Source organism: Sneathiella sp. (genome assembly GCF_041689005.1).
Lineage (GTDB): Bacteria > Pseudomonadota > Alphaproteobacteria > Sneathiellales > Sneathiellaceae > Sneathiella.
This window is the reverse complement of record NZ_JBDNHC010000145.1, coordinates 20314-41227: the sequence shown is the minus strand read 5'-3', so window position 1 is coordinate 41227 and position 20914 is coordinate 20314. Positions and strand designations below refer to the sequence as shown.

General features: G+C 54.0%; 18 protein-coding genes, 2 tRNA genes and 1 pseudogene. All 21 read left to right on the top strand.

Features of this window, described 5'->3' with window-relative positions; translation table 11 throughout:
* The first annotated feature begins 48 nt into the window (after nt 1–48).
* The 21 genes and pseudogenes from clpX to ACESNI_RS16225 all read left to right on the top strand — a co-directional run bounded on the left by clpX (nt 49) and on the right by ACESNI_RS16225 (nt 20912).
* Nucleotides 49–1311 carry an ATP-dependent Clp protease ATP-binding subunit ClpX gene (clpX, locus tag ACESNI_RS16325; RefSeq protein WP_373088931.1) on the top strand — a complete coding sequence of 421 codons (1263 nt, stop codon included), beginning with the start codon at nt 49–51 and terminating at the stop codon, nt 1309–1311.
* A gap of 111 nt (nt 1312–1422) precedes the next feature.
* Nucleotides 1423–3837 carry an endopeptidase La gene (gene lon / locus ACESNI_RS16320; RefSeq protein WP_373088929.1) on the top strand — a complete coding sequence of 805 codons (2415 nt, stop codon included), beginning with the start codon at nt 1423–1425 and terminating at the stop codon, nt 3835–3837.
* 151 nt (nt 3838–3988) lie between these two features.
* Nucleotides 3989–4264: an HU family DNA-binding protein gene (locus ACESNI_RS16315; RefSeq protein ID WP_373088927.1), complete on the top strand. Its 276-nt coding sequence runs from the start codon at nt 3989–3991 to the stop codon at nt 4262–4264.
* A gap of 113 nt (nt 4265–4377) precedes the next feature.
* Nucleotides 4378–4454 (top strand) — tRNA-Val (locus ACESNI_RS16310).
* A gap of 447 nt (nt 4455–4901) precedes the next feature.
* Nucleotides 4902–4978 (top strand) — tRNA-Asp (locus ACESNI_RS16305).
* Nucleotides 4979–5194: 216 nt separating this feature from the next.
* Nucleotides 5195–5560 carry an NADH-quinone oxidoreductase subunit A gene (locus tag ACESNI_RS16300; RefSeq protein WP_373088925.1) on the top strand — a complete coding sequence of 122 codons (366 nt, stop codon included), beginning with the start codon at nt 5195–5197 and terminating at the stop codon, nt 5558–5560.
* The gene (locus tag ACESNI_RS16295; RefSeq protein WP_373088923.1) at nt 5551–6099 is read left to right on the top strand and encodes an NADH-quinone oxidoreductase subunit B family protein; all 549 of its coding nucleotides are present in this window, start codon (nt 5551–5553) and stop codon (nt 6097–6099) included. The genes ACESNI_RS16300 and ACESNI_RS16295 overlap by 10 nt, the downstream gene beginning before the upstream one ends.
* A 17-nt stretch (nt 6100–6116) precedes the next feature.
* The gene (locus ACESNI_RS16290; protein WP_373088921.1) at nt 6117–6725 is read left to right on the top strand and encodes an NADH-quinone oxidoreductase subunit C; all 609 of its coding nucleotides are present in this window, start codon (nt 6117–6119) and stop codon (nt 6723–6725) included.
* Nucleotides 6725–7903, top strand: a complete 1179-nt coding sequence (locus ACESNI_RS16285) for an NADH-quinone oxidoreductase subunit D (RefSeq protein ID WP_373088919.1) — start codon at nt 6725–6727, stop codon at nt 7901–7903. Before ACESNI_RS16290 ends, ACESNI_RS16285 begins: the two co-directional genes overlap by 1 nt.
* On the top strand, nt 7900–8502 hold the full coding sequence (nuoE, locus tag ACESNI_RS16280) for an NADH-quinone oxidoreductase subunit NuoE (RefSeq protein ID WP_373088917.1): 603 nt from the start codon (nt 7900–7902) through the stop codon (nt 8500–8502). Before ACESNI_RS16285 ends, nuoE begins: the two co-directional genes overlap by 4 nt.
* Nucleotides 8502–9782, top strand: coding sequence for an NADH-quinone oxidoreductase subunit NuoF (nuoF, locus tag ACESNI_RS16275; RefSeq protein ID WP_373088915.1), 1281 nt, complete (start codon nt 8502–8504; stop codon nt 9780–9782). Before nuoE ends, nuoF begins: the two co-directional genes overlap by 1 nt.
* A gap of 26 nt (nt 9783–9808) precedes the next feature.
* Complete coding sequence (gene nuoG, locus ACESNI_RS16270; RefSeq protein ID WP_373088913.1) at nt 9809–11863, top strand: NADH-quinone oxidoreductase subunit NuoG; 2055 nt, start codon at nt 9809–9811, stop codon at nt 11861–11863.
* On the top strand, nt 11856–12881 hold the full coding sequence (nuoH, locus tag ACESNI_RS16265; RefSeq protein WP_373088911.1) for an NADH-quinone oxidoreductase subunit NuoH: 1026 nt from the start codon (nt 11856–11858) through the stop codon (nt 12879–12881). The genes nuoG and nuoH overlap by 8 nt, the downstream gene beginning before the upstream one ends.
* A 73-nt stretch (nt 12882–12954) precedes the next feature.
* Nucleotides 12955–13443, top strand: a complete 489-nt coding sequence (gene nuoI / locus ACESNI_RS16260; RefSeq protein ID WP_373088909.1) for an NADH-quinone oxidoreductase subunit NuoI — start codon at nt 12955–12957, stop codon at nt 13441–13443.
* Nucleotides 13444–13508: 65 nt separating this feature from the next.
* Nucleotides 13509–14123 (top strand): NADH-quinone oxidoreductase subunit J, encoded by a 615-nt coding sequence (locus tag ACESNI_RS16255; RefSeq protein WP_373088907.1) that lies wholly within the window; start codon nt 13509–13511, stop codon nt 14121–14123.
* Between the two features lie 10 nt (nt 14124–14133).
* Nucleotides 14134–14442, top strand: coding sequence for an NADH-quinone oxidoreductase subunit NuoK (gene nuoK / locus ACESNI_RS16250; protein ID WP_373088905.1), 309 nt, complete (start codon nt 14134–14136; stop codon nt 14440–14442).
* A gap of 12 nt (nt 14443–14454) precedes the next feature.
* Nucleotides 14455–16386: pseudogene (nuoL, locus tag ACESNI_RS16245) on the top strand (NADH-quinone oxidoreductase subunit L).
* Between the two features lie 3 nt (nt 16387–16389).
* Nucleotides 16390–17901, top strand: a complete 1512-nt coding sequence (locus ACESNI_RS16240) for an NADH-quinone oxidoreductase subunit M (protein WP_373088903.1) — start codon at nt 16390–16392, stop codon at nt 17899–17901.
* 12 nt (nt 17902–17913) lie between these two features.
* Nucleotides 17914–19353, top strand: a complete 1440-nt coding sequence (gene nuoN / locus ACESNI_RS16235; protein WP_373088901.1) for an NADH-quinone oxidoreductase subunit NuoN — start codon at nt 17914–17916, stop codon at nt 19351–19353.
* The gene (locus tag ACESNI_RS16230) at nt 19350–20129 is read left to right on the top strand and encodes a biotin--[acetyl-CoA-carboxylase] ligase (protein ID WP_373088899.1); all 780 of its coding nucleotides are present in this window, start codon (nt 19350–19352) and stop codon (nt 20127–20129) included. Before nuoN ends, ACESNI_RS16230 begins: the two co-directional genes overlap by 4 nt.
* Before the next feature lie 15 nt (nt 20130–20144).
* The gene (locus tag ACESNI_RS16225; RefSeq protein ID WP_373088897.1) at nt 20145–20912 is read left to right on the top strand and encodes a type III pantothenate kinase; all 768 of its coding nucleotides are present in this window, start codon (nt 20145–20147) and stop codon (nt 20910–20912) included.
* The last annotated feature ends 2 nt before the right edge of the window (nt 20913–20914 follow it).

The window sequence follows — 20914 nt, the reverse complement described above, 5'->3', positions numbered from 1 at the left end:
GGACCCCGATGGCTAATATGTAAAGTCGAACGGACTATTGGAGTTTTTATGACCAAATCGAGTGCTGGAGATTCGAAAAATACCCTGTATTGCTCCTTCTGCGGTAAAAGCCAGCATGAAGTGAGAAAGCTGATCGCGGGACCCACAGTGTTTATCTGCGATGAATGCGTTGAGCTATGCATGGATATTATACGCGAAGAACACAAAAGCACATTGGTAAAAGCCAATGACGGTGTCCCGACACCGATGGAAATCTGCAAAGTTCTGGATGATTATGTCATCGGCCAGTTCCATGCGAAGCGGGTTCTCTCAGTTGCTGTTCATAACCATTACAAGCGACTACACCATAGTTCCAAGCCGGCCGATGTCGAATTGGCGAAATCCAACATTCTTCTGGTTGGCCCGACGGGCTGTGGCAAGACCTTGTTGGCGCAGACGCTGGCCCGCATTCTTGACGTTCCCTTCACCATGGCCGACGCAACGACCCTGACCGAGGCCGGATATGTAGGTGAGGATGTCGAAAACATAATTCTTAAACTTCTGCAGTCGGCCGATTACAATGTCGAGCGGGCGCAGCGCGGCATCGTCTATATTGACGAGGTCGATAAGATCAGCCGCAAGTCGGACAATCCCTCCATCACGCGCGATGTGTCGGGTGAGGGTGTGCAACAGGCGCTTCTGAAAATCATGGAAGGGACGGTAGCATCCGTTCCTCCGCAGGGTGGCCGCAAGCATCCGCAGCAGGAATTCCTGCAGGTGGATACGACCAATATCCTGTTTATCTGCGGCGGCGCCTTTGCCGGGTTGGACAAGATCATCGGCGCGCGTGGCAAGGACACCTCCATCGGTTTCGGCGCTTCCGTCGAGGCGGAGGAAGACCGTAAAATTGGTGAGACACTGAAAGACGTTGAGCCGGAAGATTTGCTGAAATTCGGTCTTATCCCGGAATTTGTCGGACGGCTTCCTGTTGTCGCAACACTTGAAGACCTCGACGAACCCGCCCTTATCGAGATTTTGACATCGCCGAAGAATGCACTGGTGAAGCAGTACCAGCGGCTTTTCGACATGGAGAATGTCAATCTGAGTTTTACAGAAGATGCCCTGTCTTCCATCGCCAAGAAAGCGATTTTGAGAAAAACCGGTGCCCGCGGATTGCGATCGATCATGGAGGGAATTCTTCTGGATTCCATGTATGATCTGCCAGCCATGGAAGGCGTTGAGGAAATCGTAATTAATGCTGACGTGGTTGACGCTGGTACACAGCCGCTCCATATATATGCTGACCGTCACGATGCGACAGGTAGCGCGTGAGTGACGTTTGTCGGAAGAGATCCCCTCTCTCGATAGTTCTTTAGGCAGGATCCACAAATTTCGCCCGTTCTTTAACTGGGTAACGGCCCGTGGATCATAAAAGGCAATACAATGACTGATACTCCCAGAACACAGGTTTTTCCGGTTCTTCCGCTTCGCGATATTGTGGTCTTTCCGCATATGATCGTTCCACTGTTTGTTGGTCGGGACAAGTCTGTGCGGGCGCTGGAAGATGTAATGAAGGACGACAAGCAAATCCTTCTTGTTGCGCAAAAAAATGCGAGCCAGAACGATCCGGGCGAGGATGATATTCACCGCGTGGGCACGATTGCGTCGGTGTTGCAGCTGTTGAAGCTGCCCGATGGTACCGTGAAGGTGCTCGTCGAAGGTGGCGAACGCGCCAAAATCGATAAATTCATCAAGAACCCGGATTTTTTCCAGGCTCACGCGGAAATTATTGAAGAGAAAGATACCGATACGCCGGAGCTGGAAGCCCTTGCTCGCTCGGTGATTGCTCAGTTTGAGCAATATGTTAAATTGAACCGCAAGATCCCGCCGGAGGTACTTGTCTCCCTTAACCAGATTGATGAGCCGTCAAAGCTTGCTGATACAATGGCCTCACATATGGCGCTGAAGATTTCGGAAAAGCAGGAACTGCTGGAGATCGAGACGGCGGCTGAACGGCTTGAACGTGTTTATGCTCTGATGGAAGATGAAATCGGGGTTCTGCAGGTCGAGAAGAAAATCCGCAGCCGGGTCAAGCGGCAGATGGAGAAAACCCAGCGCGAATATTATCTGAACGAGCAGATGAAGGCTATTCAGAAAGAACTCGGCGAGGGTGAGGAAGGTCGTGATGAGCTTAGCGAGCTTGAGGAAAAAATTTCCAAGGTCAAGCTGACCAAAGAAGCGCGAGAGAAATGTAATCAGGAGATGAAGAAGCTCCGGAATATGAGCCCGATGTCCGCAGAGGCGACCGTCGTGCGAAATTATCTCGACTGGATATTAAGCCTTCCCTGGAACAAGCGGACCCGTATCAAGAAGGATCTGGTTCTCGCGGAAAAAATTCTGAACGACGATCACTATGGCCTCGAAAAGGTCAAGGAACGTATTCTCGAGTATCTTGCTGTTCAGCAGCGGATGAAGAAAATCCGTGGCTCTATCCTGTGTCTGGTTGGCCCTCCGGGTGTCGGCAAGACCTCGCTTGGTCAGTCTGTCGCGCGGGCGACAGGCCGGAACTTTGTCCGCGTTGCCTTGGGCGGCGTTCGTGATGAAGCGGAAATCCGGGGCCACCGGCGGACCTATATCGGTTCCATGCCGGGCAAGGTTGTACAGTCAATGAAAAAAGCGAAGTCCAGCAATCCGCTGTTCTTGTTTGACGAAATTGACAAGCTCGGAAATGATTTCCGAGGCGATCCGTCATCCGCCTTGCTTGAAGTGCTGGACCCGGAACAGAATACGACCTTTGCCGATCATTATCTGGAAGTTGAGTTTGACCTATCGGAAGTGATGTTTATCTGCACGGCAAACTCTCTGAACATGCCCGGGCCGCTTCGTGACCGTATGGAGATTATTCATCTTTCCGGCTATACCGAGGATGAAAAGGTTGAGATCGCCAAACGCCATCTTGTTCAGAAACAGATGAAGGCGCATGGGCTGAAAGCCAAGGAGTGGTCGATTACCGATGAAGCCATTCACGACCTGATCCGCTATTACTGCCGTGAAGCCGGTGTTCGAAGCCTGGAACGGGAACTTGCGAAGCTGGCCCGGAAATCGGTCAAGCAGATCATTACAGATGAAGCTATCACGTCGATCAAGATTACCTCCGATAATCTGGAGGACTATGCCGGCGTGCGGCGCCATCGCTTCGGTGAAGTGGAGGAAGAAGATCAGATCGGCCTTACGACCGGGCTTGCCTGGACCGAAGTTGGCGGCGAACTGCTGACGATTGAAGCGGTCAAGCTCTATGGCAAGGGCCGTATGCGGATCACCGGGAAGCTCGGTGATGTCATGCAGGAATCCGTTCAGGCGGCAAAAAGTTACGTTCAGGCGCGCTGTCTTGAAATGGGCGTCCGGCCCACGGATTTCGATCGTCATGATATTCATGTCCATGTGCCGGAAGGGGCAACCCCGAAGGACGGACCGTCTGCAGGCGTGGCAATGGTAACGTCGATTATTTCGGTTTTGACGGAAATACCGGTGCGAAAAGATGTTGCCATGACCGGCGAGGTGACATTGCGTGGTCGGGTGCTGCCCATCGGTGGCCTCAAGGAAAAACTGCTTGCCGCTTTGCGTGGTGGAATAAAAACGGTTCTGATCCCGAAGGATAATGAAAAGGACCTTGTGGAAATTCCTGACAACGTTAAGGAAGGTCTTGAAATTATTCCGGTTTCCGTGGTTTCAGAGGTGCTTAAACATGCATTGACCAAGCCGCTCGTACCGCTGGAATGGAGTGCAGAAGAGCTTGCCAAAGAGCTTGCGGGAGCCTCAGGGTCGCAAAAGGTCGAAGACGGTGTGACAACTCACTAAAATTTATCGAAAACACAGTCAACACCGCAGAAAAGTTGGGGATATCTTCACTTTTCCCTTTGACCCCGGGCGACCGACAAACTAGTATTCCAACGTCTTTAACGAATTCTTTGACAAGATATGTGCAAGTCTAAATTGAAGGGGGCTTATAGTGAATAAGAATGATCTCATTGCCGCAGTAGCTGATATTTCAGGTCTGGGGAAATCAGAGGCAGGGAAAAGTGTTGATGCGGTTCTCGAAGCTGTTTCCAGTGCATTAAGCGGCGGTGATGAAGTTCGCCTCGTGGGCTTCGGTACGTTCAGCGTTGCTGATCGGAAAGCTTCTGAAGGGCGTAATCCACGCACTGGCGAAACGATCAACATTCCGGCTTCCAAGCAGCCTAAATTCAAAGCTGGTAAAGCTTTAAAAGATTCCGTAAACGCTTAATAACTAACGTTTTCGGTTGAATAGGAAGCCAGATTCATTTTTTTGAATCTGGCTTCCCTTTTTATCTTTCAATTGCCGGTGCAGCTTGATATACACGGGCTCGTTTGAAAAATGGGTGATTAGCTCAGCTGGTTAGAGCATCTCGTTTACACCGAGAGGGTCGGGAGTTCGAATCTCTCATCACCCACCATTCAAACCCGACCAGATGGTCATGAATTTTTTCATTTTTTTGTCTTAAAGCCGTCTTCGGCCCGCTATTCTCTCGCGGTCCGTCGTTTTGGCAATTCCGCCGGAGCAGCGCCAAAAATCTGGCTTCTGCACGGAATATGCAGTTTTATAAATAGTTGCTCTCGCGCGGCGATTCTTACCGTTACCTTTCATCAGCCTGGTTCAAGGGCCGCAATGCCGTCCTGTTAATATTCAAACCCGCGCAATGGATCTACGTAATAAACTGAATAAAATCCACTAACATTTCCGGCGCCTAGAAATCCGCATTTATACGCCCGGGTCGGGGCGGATTGAGGGCGGGTAAGGAATTTTCCGAAAATTATATATTTCGAATAGAAAAATTCTTTTCTAAATCCGTTTATGTTGCTTGACAGGGGCAGGCAGGTCAAATAGAAAACGGCCTCACAGTGGGGGTGTAGCTCAGTTGGTTAGAGCGCCGGCCTGTCACGCCGGAGGCCGCGGGTTCGAGTCCCGTCACTCCCGCCATTTCCCCGCAAATATGTTGTATTGAACAGTCCTGTCGCCGGATGGCTGTGGCCATACCCAAAAATCCCCGTGAACAAAAATATGGCCGAATTTTGTTTGCGAAATCGGTTTTCTTCCTTATAACGCAACCCTATACTGCGTGCTGTATTTTCAGCCTGGAAGGAGTGCCGCAGACCAGCCCTTGACGGGGCGGGACGACTGCGACAAATTACGTCAATGGAAGCCTTGCTTTTAGAATATTTGCCGATTCTGATTTTTCTGGGATTGGCCGTCGGCCTCTCGGCGATTATCGTCATCGCGTCGATTGTCGTTGCGGCCCAGCATCCGGACGCAGAAAAACTGTCACCGTATGAATGCGGGTTCGAGCCGTTCGATGATGCCCGGAATCAGTTTGATGTGCGCTTTTATCTGGTGGCCATCCTGTTTATCATATTTGATCTGGAAGTCGCCTTCCTGTTTCCCTGGTCGATTTCTCTTGGGGCGGTAGGGTTATACGGATTCTGGTCGATGATGGTTTTTCTCGGGATTCTGACAATTGGCTTTGTCTATGAATGGAAGAAAGGAGCACTGGAATGGGAGTAAATCCTGATCCGGTAACGCCGGGAACTGTACCGGCCACTCAAAACCAGGACGACTTTTTCCGTCAGTTGGGCGGGGAACTTGATGACCGCGGGTTTGTTGTGACCCAGGTTGACAAGCTGGCCAATTGGGCACGGACCGGGTCTCTCTGGCCGATGACCTTCGGGCTTGCCTGCTGCGCGGTCGAGATGATGCATGCCTGGCAGCCACGCTACGATATGGAGCGTCTTGGTATCGTTCCGCGGGGATCTCCCCGCCAGTCCGATGTGATGATTGTCGCGGGCACGCTGACCAATAAAATGGCCCCGGCGCTTCGCAAGGTTTATGACCAGATGGCAGAGCCGCGCTATGTCATCTCCATGGGGTCCTGCGCCAACGGCGGTGGCTATTACCATTATTCATACTCGGTTGTCCGGGGATGTGACCGAATTGTTCCGGTGGATATCTATGTTCCCGGATGCCCTCCGACGGCTGAAGCTCTTATCTACGGGGTCTTCCAGTTACAGAAGAAAATTCGCCGCACCGGTACGTTCTCGCGCTAACCAGGGGATAGTAAGTAATGAATAAAGCGCTAAATGAACTGGGCGAGCTTGTCGCGGGCGAACTTTCCTCTGCAATCCTGTCAATCAACGTCGCATTCGGGGAACTGACCATTAACGCGCGGGCCGAGAGCATCGATACGGTGCTCGAATTCCTGCGGAATGATACGAACTGCAAGTTTGAAGTTCTCTGTGACGTTTGCGGTGTGGATTATCCGGGGCGGTTGAAACGGTTTGACGTAATTTATAACCTCCTCAGCCTCAAACATAACCAGCGGATCATCGTCAAGGTCGAGACGGATGCCCGGACGCCCGTGCCCTCTGTGGTGCCCCTGTTTCCGGGCGCCAACTGGTTCGAACGGGAAGCCTGGGACATGTATGGGATTATGTTCTCGGGCCATCCGGACCTGCGCCGTATGCTGACCGATTACGGATTTGAGGGGCATCCGCTCCGGAAGGATTTTCCGCTCACCGGCTATGTCGAGCAGCGCTATAGCGAAGATGAAAAGCGGGTGATGTATGAGCCGGTCAATTTGACCCAGGAATTTCGCAAATTCGATTTTGAGAGTCCGTGGGAGGGAACTGAGTATGTCCTTCCGGGCGATGAAAAGGCCGAAGGGCAGAGCTGATGGCAGAAATCCAGATCAAGAATTATACGCTCAATTTCGGTCCACAGCATCCGGCGGCCCATGGCGTGCTCCGGCTGGTGATGGAACTCGACGGGGAAATCGTCGAGCGGATCGACCCGCATATCGGCCTGCTGCATCGCGGCACCGAAAAACTGATCGAACATAAGACATATCTACAGGCAATGCCCTATTTCGACCGCCTTGACTATGTGGCGCCCCTGAATCAGGAGCATGCGTTTGTGCTGGCAGCGGAAAAGCTGCTGGGCTGTGAGGTGCCGGAGCGGGCGCAGTATATTCGCGTCCTGTTCTCGGAAATCTCGCGGGTCCTCAATCACATCATGAACGTCTGCGCTCAGGCGATGGATGTCGGTGCGGTCACGCCAATGCTTTGGGGCTTTGTCGAGCGGGAAACACTGATGGAGTTTTACGAACGGGTGAGCGGTGCGCGGATGCATGCCGCTTATTTCCGGATCGGCGGTGTCCATCAGGATATGACGCCTGAGCTGGAGCGGGATATCCGTGCCTTCGTCAAAAGCTTTCCGGCCGTAATTGCGGATATCGAGGAATTGCTTACGGAGAACCGGATTTTCAAGCAGCGCAACGTCGATATTGGGGTTGTCACCCAGGAGGAGGCGATGGCATGGGGTTTTTCTGGTGTCATGCTCCGCTCCACTGGACTTGCCTGGGATTTACGCAAAAGCCAGCCCTATGACGTCTATGACCGGATGGATTTCGATATTCCGGTCGGGCTCAACGGCGATTGCTTCGATCGCTATCTCATGCGGATGGAGGAAATGCGCCAGTCGTTACGGATTATGGAGCAATGCCTTGACCAGATAAAGCCAGGCCCGGTCATCTCGACCGATCCGAAGGTCGCGCCGCCGCGCCGGGCTGAAATGAAGACTTCCATGGAAGCGCTGATCAATCATTTCAAACATTATACCGAAGGCGTTAAAGTTCCCGCGGGAGAGACCTACACGGCGGTGGAGGCCCCAAAAGGAGAGTTCGGCGTCTATCTGGTGTCGGATGGATCGAACAAGCCTTATCGCTGCAAGATACGGGCGCCGGGATTTGCCCATTTACAGGGAATGGATTTTCTGACCAAGGGCCATATGCTGGCCGATGCATCGGCCATTCTGGGGAGTTTGGATATCGTTTTTGGTGAGGTGGACCGGTGAGTCAGGTGATTGAGACAGGTAAGGCCTTCGAGTTTACGCCTGAGAATGTTAAAAAGGCAAAAAGCTTCATTGCCAGATACCCCAAAGGCCGCCAGCAAAGTGCGGTGATGCCGCTTCTGGATTTGGCACAGCGCCAGAACGAAAACTGGTTGTCCCGCGAAGCGCTTGAATATGTGGGTAAGTTTCTGGACATATCCTATATGCGGGTGCTGGAAGTCGCGACCTTCTATACAATGTATAATCTGAAGCCCGTGGGTAAGTATTTCCTGCAGCTCTGCCGGACGACGCCATGCTGGCTGCGCGGCAGTGACGATCTGGAGGCAGTGTGCCGGACTAAGCTCGGGATTTCCAACGGCGAGACGACGGAGGACGGCAAGTTCAGCCTGCTTGAAGTCGAATGTCTGGGCGCCTGCGTTAATGCCCCGGTCGTGCAGATCAATGACGATTTTTACGAAGACCTGACCGCTGAGAATTTTGAGGCTGTTCTGGATAAACTCGCCGAGGGAGAGATCCCGCCCAAAGGCCCGCAGATCGATCGCATCAATTCCGCACCGGAAGGCGGACCAAAGACGCTTCTTGAAAAGACGGAGGGCGCGTGATGCTGAAAGATCAGGACCGGATTTTCACCAACTTATACGGCATTCACGACTGGAAGCTCGCTGGCGCGAAAAGCCGTGGGATATGGGATAACACCAAGGCCCTCATCGAGATGGGGGAGGATGGTATCATCGGCGCGATGAAGGAGAGCGGGTTGCGTGGCCGGGGCGGGGCTGGGTTCCCGACGGGCCTCAAATGGTCGTTCATGCCGAAAGAATCTGACGGCCGCCCCAGCTATCTGGTGGTCAATGCGGACGAATCCGAGCCGGGCACCTGCAAGGACCGGGAGATCATGCGCTTTGATCCCCATCGCCTTTTGGAGGGATGTCTGGTTGCGGGCTTCGCCATGCGTGCCATTGCCGCCTATATCTATATTCGTGGCGAATTCGTTCAGGAGGCGATCAATCTGGAGATTGCCATCAAGGAAGCCTATGACGACGGCCTGATCGGCAAAAATGCCTCAGGTTCCGGGTATAACTTTGATATTTACCTGCATCGCGGTGCCGGTGCCTATATCTGCGGCGAGGAAACGGCGCTGATTGAAAGCCTGGAGGGCAACAAGGGCCAGCCGCGGCTGAAACCGCCGTTCCCGGCCAATGTTGGCGTTTGGGGGTGTCCATCCACAGTCAATAATGTCGAGAGTATTGCGGTTGCGCCGGAAATCCTGCGCCGCGGCGAGGGTTGGTTCTCCGGTCTCGGGCGGCCCAACAATACCGGCACCAAGCTTTTCTGCATTTCGGGGCATGTGAACAACCCCTGTAATGTCGAAGAGGAAATGGGCATTCCGCTGCGTGAGCTGATCGAGAAGCATGCTGGTGGCGTGCGCGGCGGCTGGGACAATCTGCTGGCCATCATCCCGGGTGGCTCGTCGGTGCCATTGCTGCCCAAAAGCATATGCGATGATATCCTGATGGATTTTGACAGCCTGCGCGATGTGCAGAGCGGCCTCGGCACGGCGGCGGTGATTGTCATGGATAAATCGACGGATGTGATCCGGGCGATCGAGCGGCTGTCGCATTTCTACAAGCATGAAAGCTGCGGTCAATGCACTCCCTGTCGGGAGGGGACCGGCTGGATGTGGCGGGTGATGCAGCGGCTTGTGTCGGGAGAAGCTGAAATTGCTGAAATCGACATGCTGATTAATGTATCGAAGCGGATTGAAGGTCATACCATTTGCGCCCTCGGGGACGCGGCGGCCTGGCCAATTCAGGGATTGGTGCGGCATTTCCGCCCGGTTATCGAGGATCGAATTAAATCACGGAAGGCCGTCAAGGCAGCCTGAGGGCGGCTTTACGCGGGGAGCGAATTATGCCAACACTGACAGTAGATGGGGTAGAAGTTTCAGTTGATCCGGGAACAACGGTTCTGCAGGCTTGTGAAGAGGCGGGGGCGGAAATTCCGCGGTTTTGCTATCACGAGCGGCTGTCAATTGCCGGGAACTGCCGGATGTGCCTTGTCGAAATGGAAAAGGCCCCGAAACTGATTGCTTCCTGCGCCATGCCGGCGGGGGATGGCATGGTTATCCATACCAACACTGAAAAAGTCCGTCAGGGCCGTGAAGGCGCTATGGAATTCCTGCTGATCAACCATCCGCTGGATTGCCCGATCTGCGATCAGGGCGGGGAATGCGATTTGCAGGACCAGTCCATGGCCTATGGATCTGGTGTCAGCCGCTATCATGAGATGAAGCGGTCGGTTGTTGAAAAGAACATGGGACCGCTGATCAAGACGTCGATGACGCGCTGCATTCACTGCACCCGTTGTATCCGCTTCGCGACCGAAGTTGCCGGGGTCGAGGACCTTGGAGCGATAAATCGCGGTGAGAACATGGAAATCACTACCTATCTTGAGCAGGCGCTCGATAGTGAATTATCCGGAAATATTATTGACCTGTGTCCGGTTGGCGCGCTGACATCCAAGCCTTACGCCTTCTCGGCCCGTCCGTGGGAGCTGTCCAAGACGGAAAGCATCGATGCCCTCGATGCGGTTGGCGCCAATATCCGCGTTGACAGCCGCAGTCAGGAAGTGATGCGTATCCTGCCGCGCCTGAACGAGGATATAAATGAGGAATGGCTTGCGGACCGGTCGCGCTTTTCCTATGACGGCCTGAAAACCCAGCGCCTTGATACCCCCTATCTCCGTAAAGAGGGAACTTTGCAGCCGGTTGGCTGGAACGAGGCCTTTGACGCGATTGCCGCCAAACTCGATGGACTGGATGGTGCGAAGATCGGTGCCATTGCCGGCGATCTTGTTTGCGCGGAAAGCCAGAAGGCACTGAAAGACCTGATGGATCTCCTGGGCTCGCCAAATATTGATTGCCGTCAGGACGGCGCAGCGCTCTCCACGGAAAGCCGCAGTGCCTATCTGTTCAACAGCACCATTGCCGGAATAGAAGAGGCAGATGCCCTGTTAATTATCGGCAGCAATCCCCGTCATGAAGCGGCGCTGATCAATGCACGTATTCGTAAACGCTGGAAAATGGGAGACTTCCCGATTGCCCTTATTGGCGAGCAGGTCGATCTCGGCTACACTCATGATTATCTCGGCGCGGGCCCGGCAACGCTTGCCGAGATGGCGGACGGCAAGCATTCCTTTGCCAAAATCTTCAAGAAAGCCAAGCGTCCGATGATTATCGTCGGGCAGGGCGCGCTGTCGCGGCCCGATGGCGCTGCCGTTCTGGCAACGGCGAAGAAAATTGCGGATGACTTTGGATTGATATCGGAAGACTGGAACGGGTTCAACGTTCTGCATACCGCGGCCGCGCGGGTTGCCGGGCTTGATCTGGGACTGACGCCCGGGGAAAACGGCAAGACAACGATCGAGATGCTGGACGACAGCCTTGAGGTCCTGTTCCTGCTTGGCGCCGATGAGATTGACACCTCGAAGCTTGCGACCAGTTTCGTCATCTATCAGGGAAGCCATGGCGATGCCGGGGCTACGGCGGCGGATGTCATCCTGCCGGGCGCGGCCTATACGGAAAAGGATGCCATCTGGGTGAATACGGAAGGCCGGCCGCAACTGGGCCGCCGGGCGATCTTCCCCCCCGGTGAAGCACGCGAAGACTGGACTATTCTCCGGGCGCTGTCCGAGAAAATTGGGAAAACGCTTCCCTATAATACATTGCTTGAACTGCGCGAAAAGATGGTGGAAGCGGCCCCGCATCTGGCCGATATCGATGTTGTCACATCTGCCCCCTGGGCCGCGTTCGGCACGGAAGGCACGCTGGATGAAGACGCAGGCTTCGTCAATCCGATTACAAATTATTACCTGACCAATCCGATTTCCCGATCAAGCCGGATTATGGCGGAATGCAGCGCGACATTTTCTAAGGTAAAAAGCGAGGGAACTGGTACAAATGGTTGAGTTTTGGGATATTTATCTTCTCCCGGCCTTGATAATCATTGGCAAGATCCTGCTGATTGTCGTTCCCCTGCTGGTTGCTGTTGCCTACCTGACCCTGTATGAGCGCAAGGTCATGGCCGTAATGCAGCTGCGCAAGGGCCCGAATGTGGTTGGCCCGTTTGGACTGTTGCAGCCCATTGCCGACGGGGCAAAACTGTTTTTTAAAGAGACCGTTGTTCCCTCCGGTGCGAACAAGGTGCTGTTCCTGCTGGCGCCGATGTTGACCTTTATCCTCAGCCTGATTGCCTGGGCGGTGATTCCGTTCGGCGAGGGTATGGTCCTGTCAGACATCAACGTCGGCATATTGTATCTTTTCGCCGTTTCCTCCCTCGGGGTTTACGGGATTATCGTGGCCGGATGGGCTTCCAACTCCCGCTATCCGTTTCTGGGGGCGCTCCGCTCTGCGGCGCAGATGGTCTCCTACGAAGTCTCCATAGGCTTCGTGATCGTCACGGTACTGCTCTGCGCGGGAACGCTGAATATGTCGGGTATTGTCCTGTCGCAAAAAGGCGACCTTGGACTGTTGAACTGGTGGTTCGTTCCGTTATTTCCGATGTTCATCATTTTCTTCGTCTCGATGCTCGCGGAAACTAACCGGCTTCCGTTCGACCTGCCGGAAGCTGAGGCGGAACTGGTGGCCGGGTACCAGACGGAATATTCGTCAATGGCCTTTGCGCTCTTCTTCCTTGGTGAATATGCCAATATGATCCTGATGAGCGGGATTTGCACGGTGCTGTTTCTGGGCGGCTGGCTGCCGCCCGCAGATATCGCTATATTTACCTGGATCCCCGGCATCGTCTGGTTCGGAATCAAGATCGCGGTGTTGTTATTTGTTTTCATCTGGGTGCGGGCGACGTTACCGCGCTACCGATATGATCAGCTGATGCGTCTCGGCTGGAAGGTGTTTCTGCCCTTTTCGCTGATCTGGGTGGTGTTGACGGCGGGATTTCTTGTTTATTTTGACAAGGTCCCGGCATAAGAAAGTAGTTAGGCGGCGCGCGTGAATGCACGGCTGTCCTGAAAAATGAGAATGGATAAAAGGCTGTTTCGACATGGGCTTTATTGATAGACACGCACGTAGTCTGCTCCTGGTGGAGATCGTTACCGGCTTGGCAACGACCTTTCGCTATATGTTCAAGACCAAGGCGACGATCAATTATCCTTACGAAAAGGGACCGCTCAGCCCGCGGTTTCGCGGTGAGCATGTGTTGCGGCGGTATCCCAACGGAGAAGAACGCTGCATTGCCTGTAAGCTGTGTGAGGCGGCCTGTCCCGCACTCGCTATAACCATCGAGGCGGAACCCCGCGCAGATGGCAGCCGGCGGACCACGCGCTATGACATCGACATGACTAAATGCATTTATTGCGGCTTCTGCCAGGAGGCCTGCCCTGTGGATGCGATTGTTCAGGGACCCAACTTTGAATTTGCGACGGAGACCCGGGAAGAGCTTTTCTATGACAAGCAGAAACTGCTTGATAACGGCGATCGGTGGGAACAGGAAATAGTACAGAACCTGATTGCTGATGCGCCTTACAGATAAATGCGGAAGATGAGTGTGAAGCCCATGATATTGACGGACCTGATGTTGACCGAAAGATGGATGCGATGATTATTTCGACGATTGCCTTCTATCTATTTGCCGCCATGACGATTGCGTCGGCCTTTATGGTGATTGCGGCAAAGAACCCGGTGCATTCCGTTCTTTACCTGATTCTTGCCTTTTTCAATTCGGCAGCGTTGTTCGTTCTGCTCGGGGCTGAATTCCTGGCGATGATCCTGGTGGTGGTATATGTCGGCGCGGTTGCTGTCCTGTTCCTGTTTGTGGTGATGATGCTGGATATCAACTTTGCTGAACTCCGGCAGGGTTTTTTACAATATTTGCCGATTGGGGGATTGGTCGGCATTATCCTACTGATCGAATTGATTTTGGTGGTTAGCGGCTGGACCTTGTCTCCCGAGGCGCTAAAGCTGGCGGCGGGGGCGGGGCCTGCAGTTTCCAACGTTACCAATACGGAGCAGCTAGGCGCAATCATTTACACGGATTACGCCTTCCTGTTCCAGACCGCTGGCATGATCTTGCTGGTGGCGATGATCGGCGCGATTGTCCTCACCCTCCGTCATCGTCCGGGGGTCCGCAAACAGAGCGTCGCCAGCCAGACAGGCCGGCGGCCGGAAGACTCCATGGCGGTTCGTAAAGTCGAGCCAGGACAGGGAGTATAGGGGGAATTTTATGGAAATTGGTCTTGCACATTACCTGACAGTGTCCGCAATCCTGCTGACCCTCGGTATTTTTGGTATTTTCCTCAACCGGAAAAATGTCATTGTCATTCTCATGTCGGTAGAGCTGATATTGCTTGCCGTTAATATCAACCTGATTGCCTTTTCCGCGTTTCTTGGAAACCTGGTCGGTCAGGTTTTTGCGCTTTTTGTGCTCACCGTCGCCGCTGGGGAAGCGGCGATCGGGCTCGCGATTCTTGTTGTTTATTTCCGAAACCGCGGCACGATCGCGGTCGAGGACATTCATCATATGAAGGGTTAAGGCGGTATCATGATGTACGTCCTCATCGTTTTTCTGCCGCTTGGCGCGGCGCTGATCACAGGCTTTTTCCGCAAGTCACTGGGGGATCGTGGCAGCCAGATCGTTACCTGCACCGCGGTAATTATCAGCGCCATCCTCTCGTGGCTCGCGCTCTATGAGATTGCGTTCCTGCAGACTACCGAAACGGTTGAGCTGTTCACCTGGGTTAATTCTGGCGATTTTGACGTCACCTGGGCCCTCAAGATTGACAGCCTGACCGCCGTGATGCTGGTCGTCGTCAATACGGTCTCCGCGGTTGTTCATGTCTATTCAGTTGGCTACATGTCGCATGACCCGAACAAGCCGCGGTTCATGGCCTATCTGTCACTGTTTACCTTTGCCATGCTGATGCTGGTGACCTCGGATAATTTCGTGCAGCTGTATTTTGGCTGGGTAGGGGTGGGCCTCGCGAGTTATCTGCTCATCGGTTTCTGGTATGACCGGCCGTCGGCCAATGCAGCGGCCATCAAGGCCTTCGTGGTCAACCGGGTGGGCGACTTCGGCTTTGCCCTCGGCATCATGGCTATATTCCTGGTGTTTAATTCCGTAAGCTTCACCGATGTGTTCGCTGCGGCGCCGGAACAGGCCGGAAAAACCTTTGAATTTCTGGGCTACCAGATTGATATCCTGACAACTATTTGTCTGCTGTTGTTCGTCGGCGCCATGGGCAAGTCGGCACAGATTGGACTGCATACCTGGCTTCCGGATGCAATGGAGGGCCCGACACCGGTCTCGGCCCTGATCCATGCGGCGACGATGGTGACTGCGGGTGTGTTCATGGTCGCCCGCTGCTCGCCAATTTTCGAATATGCGCCGGTCGCCTTGATGGTGGTGACGGTCGTTGGCGCGACCACCTGCTTTTTCGCGGCGACCATCGGTCTGGTTCAGAATGATATCAAGCGCGTGATTGCCTATTCCACCTGCTCGCAACTCGGCTACATGTTCTTTGCCCTTGGCATCGGTGCCTACCCGGCCGCGATCTTCCATCTTTTCACCCATGCCTTCTTCAAGGCATTGTTGTTCCTTGGGGCGGGTTCGGTTATCCATGCCGTGTCAGATGAGCAGGACATGCGCAAGATGGGCGGCTTGTGGCGTCATATCAAGGTGACCTATGCGATGATGTGGATTGGCTCGCTTGCGCTTGCGGGTATTCCCCTGTTCGCCGGATATTATTCGAAGGATTTGATCATCGAGAGTGCCTTCGCCGCTGGAACGCCCGTTGGTGAATATGCGTTCTGGGCCGGGGTTATCGCGGCCTTGCTGACGGCATTTTATTCCGGTCGGCTGATTTTCATGACCTTCCACGGCAAGCCGCGGGCAAGCGCGGAGGTTATGGCGCATGTTCACGAAAGCCCGAAGATAATGCTTATACCCCTTGGCGTTCTGGCACTTGGCGCGGTTTTCGCCGGTATGCTGTTTGTCGGGCCCATGACCGGTGAGGACTACAAGGACTTCTGGGGCGCCTCAATCCTGATGCTGGGGAACGATATTGCGATGCTGGACTCCCATCATGTGCCGCTCTGAGTCAAGCTGTCGCCGCTGGTCGTTGGTGTTGTCGGCTTTGCGCTGACCTATCAGATGTACATCCGGCGGACCGATATTCCAGCGGCCCTGGCGAAAACACATTCGGCTCTTTACCAGTTCCTGCTCAACAAATGGTACTTTGACGAGCTGTATGACTTCATCTTCGTGCGGCCGGCAAAGGCGATCGGGAAATTTCTCTGGACCGTGGGTGATGGTAAAATCATCGACGGGCTGGGGCCGGATGGAATCTCGGGACAGGTTGTAGTATTGGCCCGCCGGGCGTCGCAGCTGCAAAGTGGGTATCTATATCATTATGCCTTTGCCATATTGCTGGGCGTGGCAGGGTTTGTTTCTTATTTTTTCTTCGCGGGTGGACAGTAAGTCATGCTTGATTGGCCTATCTTATCAACGGTGACAGTTCTGCCGCTCGTCGGGGTTCTACTGATCCTGCTGACCAGCGGGAAAGAAGAATCAGCAGCGGGAAACGCCCGCTGGGTGGCGCTCTGGACTACCTTGTTCACGTTCCTCGTTTCACTGTTTATCTGGTTGAATTTTAATAATGAGACCGCTGCCTTCCAGTTTACGGAAAAAGCCGAGTGGCTGGGGGGTGGCATTAACTACCATATGGGCATTGACGGCATCTCGATGCTGTTCATCATTCTGACGACCTTCCTCATGCCGATCTGTATTCTGGCAAGCTGGACGGCAATCACGGTGCGGGTGCGGGAATATATGATCGCCTTCCTGATCATGGAGACCCTGATGCTCGGGGTTTTTTCGGCCCTCGACATGGTTTTGTTCTATCTGTTCTTCGAGGCCGGCCTGATCCCGATGTTCCTGATCATCGGCATCTGGGGCGGGGCCCGGCGGGTCTATGCCAGTTTCAAGTTTTTCCTTTATACGCTGATCGGGTCTGTTCTGATGCTGGTGGCGATGATCACCATGTATTTTATCGCCGGAACGACAGATATTCCGACATTGATCGCGTTTAATTTCGATCCCGATCTGCAGCTCTGGCTATGGCTGGCGTTTTTTGCCTCGTTTGCCGTGAAGGTGCCGATGTGGCCGGTTCATACCTGGCTGCCCGACGCCCATGTTCAGGCGCCGACGGCGGGCTCGGTCATCCTGGCCGGCGTGCTGCTGAAGATGGGTGGATATGGCTTCCTGAGGTTCTCAATCCCGATGTTTCCCCATGGCTCGGACTATTTCGCGCCACTGGTCTTCGCTCTCAGTGTCGTTGCGATTATCTATACCTCGCTCGTCGCACTGATGCAGAAGGACATGAAGAAGCTGATCGCCTATTCTTCGGTCGCGCATATGGGATTTATCACCATCGGTATCTTTACCTTCACGACACAAGGCCTTGAGGGCGGCATCCTGCAGATGATCAGCCACGGTATCGTGTCCGGTGCCCTGTTCCTTTGCGTTGGCGTCATCTATGACCGTATGCATACACGCGAGATTTCGCGCTATGGCGGCCTTGTTCACCGGATGCCCCGCTATGCGGTCATTTTTATGATCTTTACCATGGCGACTATTGGACTGCCGGGAACAAGCGGGTTCGTTGGCGAATTCTTGATCCTGGTCGGCGCCTATCAGGTGAGCAGTACCGTGGCCTTTTTTGCCACCATCGGCGTTATCCTTGGCGCGGCCTACAGCCTGTGGCTCTATCGCCGTGTGGTCTTTGGCAAGCTGGTCAAGGATGACCTGAAAAACATCACGGACGTAAATCGGCGCGAGATCATCATTTTCACGCCGCTGATTTTGGTTGCTTTCTGGATCGGGATCTATCCGGCGGCGTTCCTGGATGTGATGCATGCCTCTGTTGCCAACCTGCTGGACAGTCATCAGACGGCGATGCAAGCCACCCAAACAATACTCAACGCGGCTAAGTAGATAGGTTCAGATATGGGTTTGCCAGATTTTTCAATCGCACTTCCGGAAATTTTCCTGGCCTGTGCCGCACTGGCCCTGCTGATGGTCGGGGCATTCAGGGGCAATTCTTCAGCCAAGCTGATTTCATGGCTGTCCGTTGTCGTGCTTGCTATTGTCGCGCTGCTGCTGGCATACGGTCCGCCGGATACGAAGGTGTCGTTTAACGGACTTTTCCGCGATGATGCTTTTGGTATATTCATGAAGACGCTTTGCCTTGGCGCGTCGGCGCTCGCCATAATCATGTCGATCGATTACAACAGGCGCGAAAAGATCGCCCGGTTCGAGTTTCCGATCCTGATCCTGATCGCCACCTTGGGCATGATGATTATGATCTCGGCGAATGACCTGATGACGCTGTATCTTGGTCTTGAGCTGATGAGTTTGTCGTTGTATGTAACCGCCGCATTTCGGCGCGACAGCGTCCGCTCGACCGAGGCAGGGCTCAAATACTTTGTTCTCGGGGCGCTATCGTCGGGGCTGCTATTGTATGGCGTTTCGTTGATTTATGGCTTTAGCGGAACCACAAATTTTGACGGGCTTGCCTCTATTTTTACGGGCGAGGAGGCACGTGCCGAAATTGGTTTGCTCATCGGACTTGTGTTTTTGATTGCAGGGCTCGCTTTCAAGGTTTCGGCCGTTCCGTTTCACATGTGGACCCCGGATGTGTATGAGGGCGTTCCGACACCGGTTACCGCATTTTTTGCCACTGCGCCGAAGGTGGCCGCGATCGCCCTATTCCTACGTGTTTTCGTTGGCCCGTTTGGCGAATTGGTGGGTCAATGGCAGCAAATCATCGTCTTTATCTCGATTGCCTCCATGATTTTGGGTGCCTTTGCGGCAATATACCAGAAGAATTTTAAGCGCCTGATGGCCTATTCCGCGATTGGACACATCGGCTACGCCCTCATTGGCCTGGCCGCGGGTACAGAAGAGGGCGCGCGCGGTATCCTGATTTACATGACGATCTATGTGATTATGAATATCGGAACGTTTGCCGTTATCCTGTCGATGCGCCAGCGCGACGGTATGGTTGAGGATATTTCGGAATTGTCGGGCCTCAGCAAGTCACAGCCCTGGATGGCATTTTTCCTGTTGATCTTTATGTTCAGTCTTGCGGGCATTCCCCCGCTTGCCGGTTTTTTCGGGAAATTCTATATTTTTGTGGCGGCGGTGAATGCAGGGCTTATTCCGCTTGCGGTGATTGGCGTGGTCACCTCGGTTATCGGGGCCTATTATTATCTACGAATCGTCAAGATCATGTATTTTGACGATGCAAGTGAAGGGTTTGAGCCGCAGAGCCGGACGTTATCCATTATTATGGCGGTATCAGGGATCTTCGTTGCCTTCTTTGTTGTCTTCCCGGCACCGCTCCTGGATAGCGCCAAAGCAGCGGCGGCTGTCCTCTTCTCGTGATTCCGTCTGGCAGTGGTGGCATTGATCTTCCGCCGTTCTTTAGTCTTACGGCGTTAGAGACCGTCGGCAGTACAAATGTCGAGGCGCGGAAAAGGGCGGAGGCGGGTGATCCGGAAGGCCGTATCGTTTGGGCACGGCGGCAGGAACAAGGCGTTGGTCGCCGCGGTCGGAACTGGGTCAGCCCGGAAGGGAACCTGTATTGCTCGCTGGTGTTGCGCCCCGCTTGCAGCCCGCTTGCGGGCGCCTGTCTTTCATTCCTGGTTGCCGTCGCACTACATAAGGCGATTGCGCCGCGCCTAAAGCCGGGCATGGATATCAAGCTAAAATGGCCGAATGATATTTTGATCGACGGCCGCAAAACTGCCGGCATATTGCTGGAAAGCAAGACCGGACCCACTGGCAACCTTGACTATATCATTGTCGGGACCGGCATTAACATCACGGCCTTTCCGGAGGTCACTGACGGATTGTCGGCAATCTCCCTCAAACAGGCGGGCGCCTTCGTCAAAGTCGAGGAGCTTCTCTCGGCCTATGCCTATAATCTGCTCGAATCCTATATGCTGTGGAAACGGGACGGCTTTGGCCCCATTCGCGAGCAGTGGCTGCTCCGCGCTACCGGTCTTGGCGGGCGGATTACGGTAAAACTGGCGGATAGGGTGCTCGAAGGCGTATTCTCCGGTCTTGATGAGCAGGGCGCCCTGATCCTTATTCTGGATACGGGTGAAAGAAAGCTGATTACGGCCGGAGAAGTGTTTATAGTTCCCGGCACGCAATAATCGTGGGAGAAGAGAATGTTACTGGCGATCGATGTCGGCAATACCAACATAACCTGCGCCGCGTATAAGGGGCGCAAGCTTGTCAATGAATGGCGAATTGCAACCTCTGGCTCGCGGACCGCAGAAGAATACGGTGTCTGGCTCAGCCAGGCGATGATGCTGGATGGCCTGAAGCTCGGCGACATCAAGGATGTGATCGTCGCAACTGTCGTGCCCGAGGCGCTTTTCAACATCAAGGGATTCTGTCGCCGCTATTTTGGTGTCTCCCCGATGGTTATCGGTGAACCCGGTGTGGACCTCGGTATGGAACCGTTGATTGATAATCCGGCCGAAGCCGGGGCAGACCGGCTGGTCGATGCGGTCGCAGCCCATGCGCTCTATGGCGGTCCGTTAATTGTCGTCGACTTCGGAACGGGCACGACGCTTGATGTGGTCAATGCCGAGGGCAACTATATCGGCGGTGTGATCGCGCCGGGCGTCAACCTCAGCCTCGATGCGCTGCATAAGGCGGCGGCCAAGCTGCCGCGGATCGCCGTCGAACGCCCCGCGCGCGTGATCGGCAAGAATACCCTTGAATGTATGCAGGCAGGGATCTACTGGGGCTATATCGCGATGATTGAGGGGTTGATCACGCGTATTCGCGCTGAGTATGGAGCGCCGCTGAAGATAATCGCGACCGGGGGCCTTGCGGTGTTGTTTGATAAGGGAACCGATGTGATTGATCATGTCAGCCCGGATTTGACACTGACGGGGCTCGTTGAAATTTTCTATAAAAATAACTGAAA

Excerpts from the sequence above, each read along its gene's own strand:
- clpX (WP_373088931.1), top strand. The coding sequence starts at position 49 with ATGACCAAATCGAGTGCTGGAGATTCGAAAAATACCCTGTATTGCTCC.
- lon (WP_373088929.1), top strand. The coding sequence starts at position 1,423 with ATGACTGATACTCCCAGAACACAGGTTTTTCCGGTTCTTCCGCTTCGC.
- ACESNI_RS16300 (WP_373088925.1), top strand. The coding sequence starts at position 5,195 with ATGGAAGCCTTGCTTTTAGAATATTTGCCGATTCTGATTTTTCTGGGA.
- ACESNI_RS16295 (WP_373088923.1), top strand. The coding sequence starts at position 5,551 with ATGGGAGTAAATCCTGATCCGGTAACGCCGGGAACTGTACCGGCCACT.
- ACESNI_RS16290 (WP_373088921.1), top strand. The coding sequence starts at position 6,117 with ATGAATAAAGCGCTAAATGAACTGGGCGAGCTTGTCGCGGGCGAACTT.
- ACESNI_RS16285 (WP_373088919.1), top strand. The coding sequence starts at position 6,725 with ATGGCAGAAATCCAGATCAAGAATTATACGCTCAATTTCGGTCCACAG.
- nuoF (WP_373088915.1), top strand. The coding sequence starts at position 8,502 with ATGCTGAAAGATCAGGACCGGATTTTCACCAACTTATACGGCATTCAC.
- nuoG (WP_373088913.1), top strand. The coding sequence starts at position 9,809 with ATGCCAACACTGACAGTAGATGGGGTAGAAGTTTCAGTTGATCCGGGA.
- nuoH (WP_373088911.1), top strand. The coding sequence starts at position 11,856 with ATGGTTGAGTTTTGGGATATTTATCTTCTCCCGGCCTTGATAATCATT.
- nuoI (WP_373088909.1), top strand. The coding sequence starts at position 12,955 with ATGGGCTTTATTGATAGACACGCACGTAGTCTGCTCCTGGTGGAGATC.
- ACESNI_RS16255 (WP_373088907.1), top strand. The coding sequence starts at position 13,509 with ATGATTATTTCGACGATTGCCTTCTATCTATTTGCCGCCATGACGATT.
- nuoK (WP_373088905.1), top strand. The coding sequence starts at position 14,134 with ATGGAAATTGGTCTTGCACATTACCTGACAGTGTCCGCAATCCTGCTG.
- ACESNI_RS16240 (WP_373088903.1), top strand. The coding sequence starts at position 16,390 with ATGCTTGATTGGCCTATCTTATCAACGGTGACAGTTCTGCCGCTCGTC.
- nuoN (WP_373088901.1), top strand. The coding sequence starts at position 17,914 with ATGGGTTTGCCAGATTTTTCAATCGCACTTCCGGAAATTTTCCTGGCC.
- ACESNI_RS16225 (WP_373088897.1), top strand. The coding sequence starts at position 20,145 with ATGTTACTGGCGATCGATGTCGGCAATACCAACATAACCTGCGCCGCG.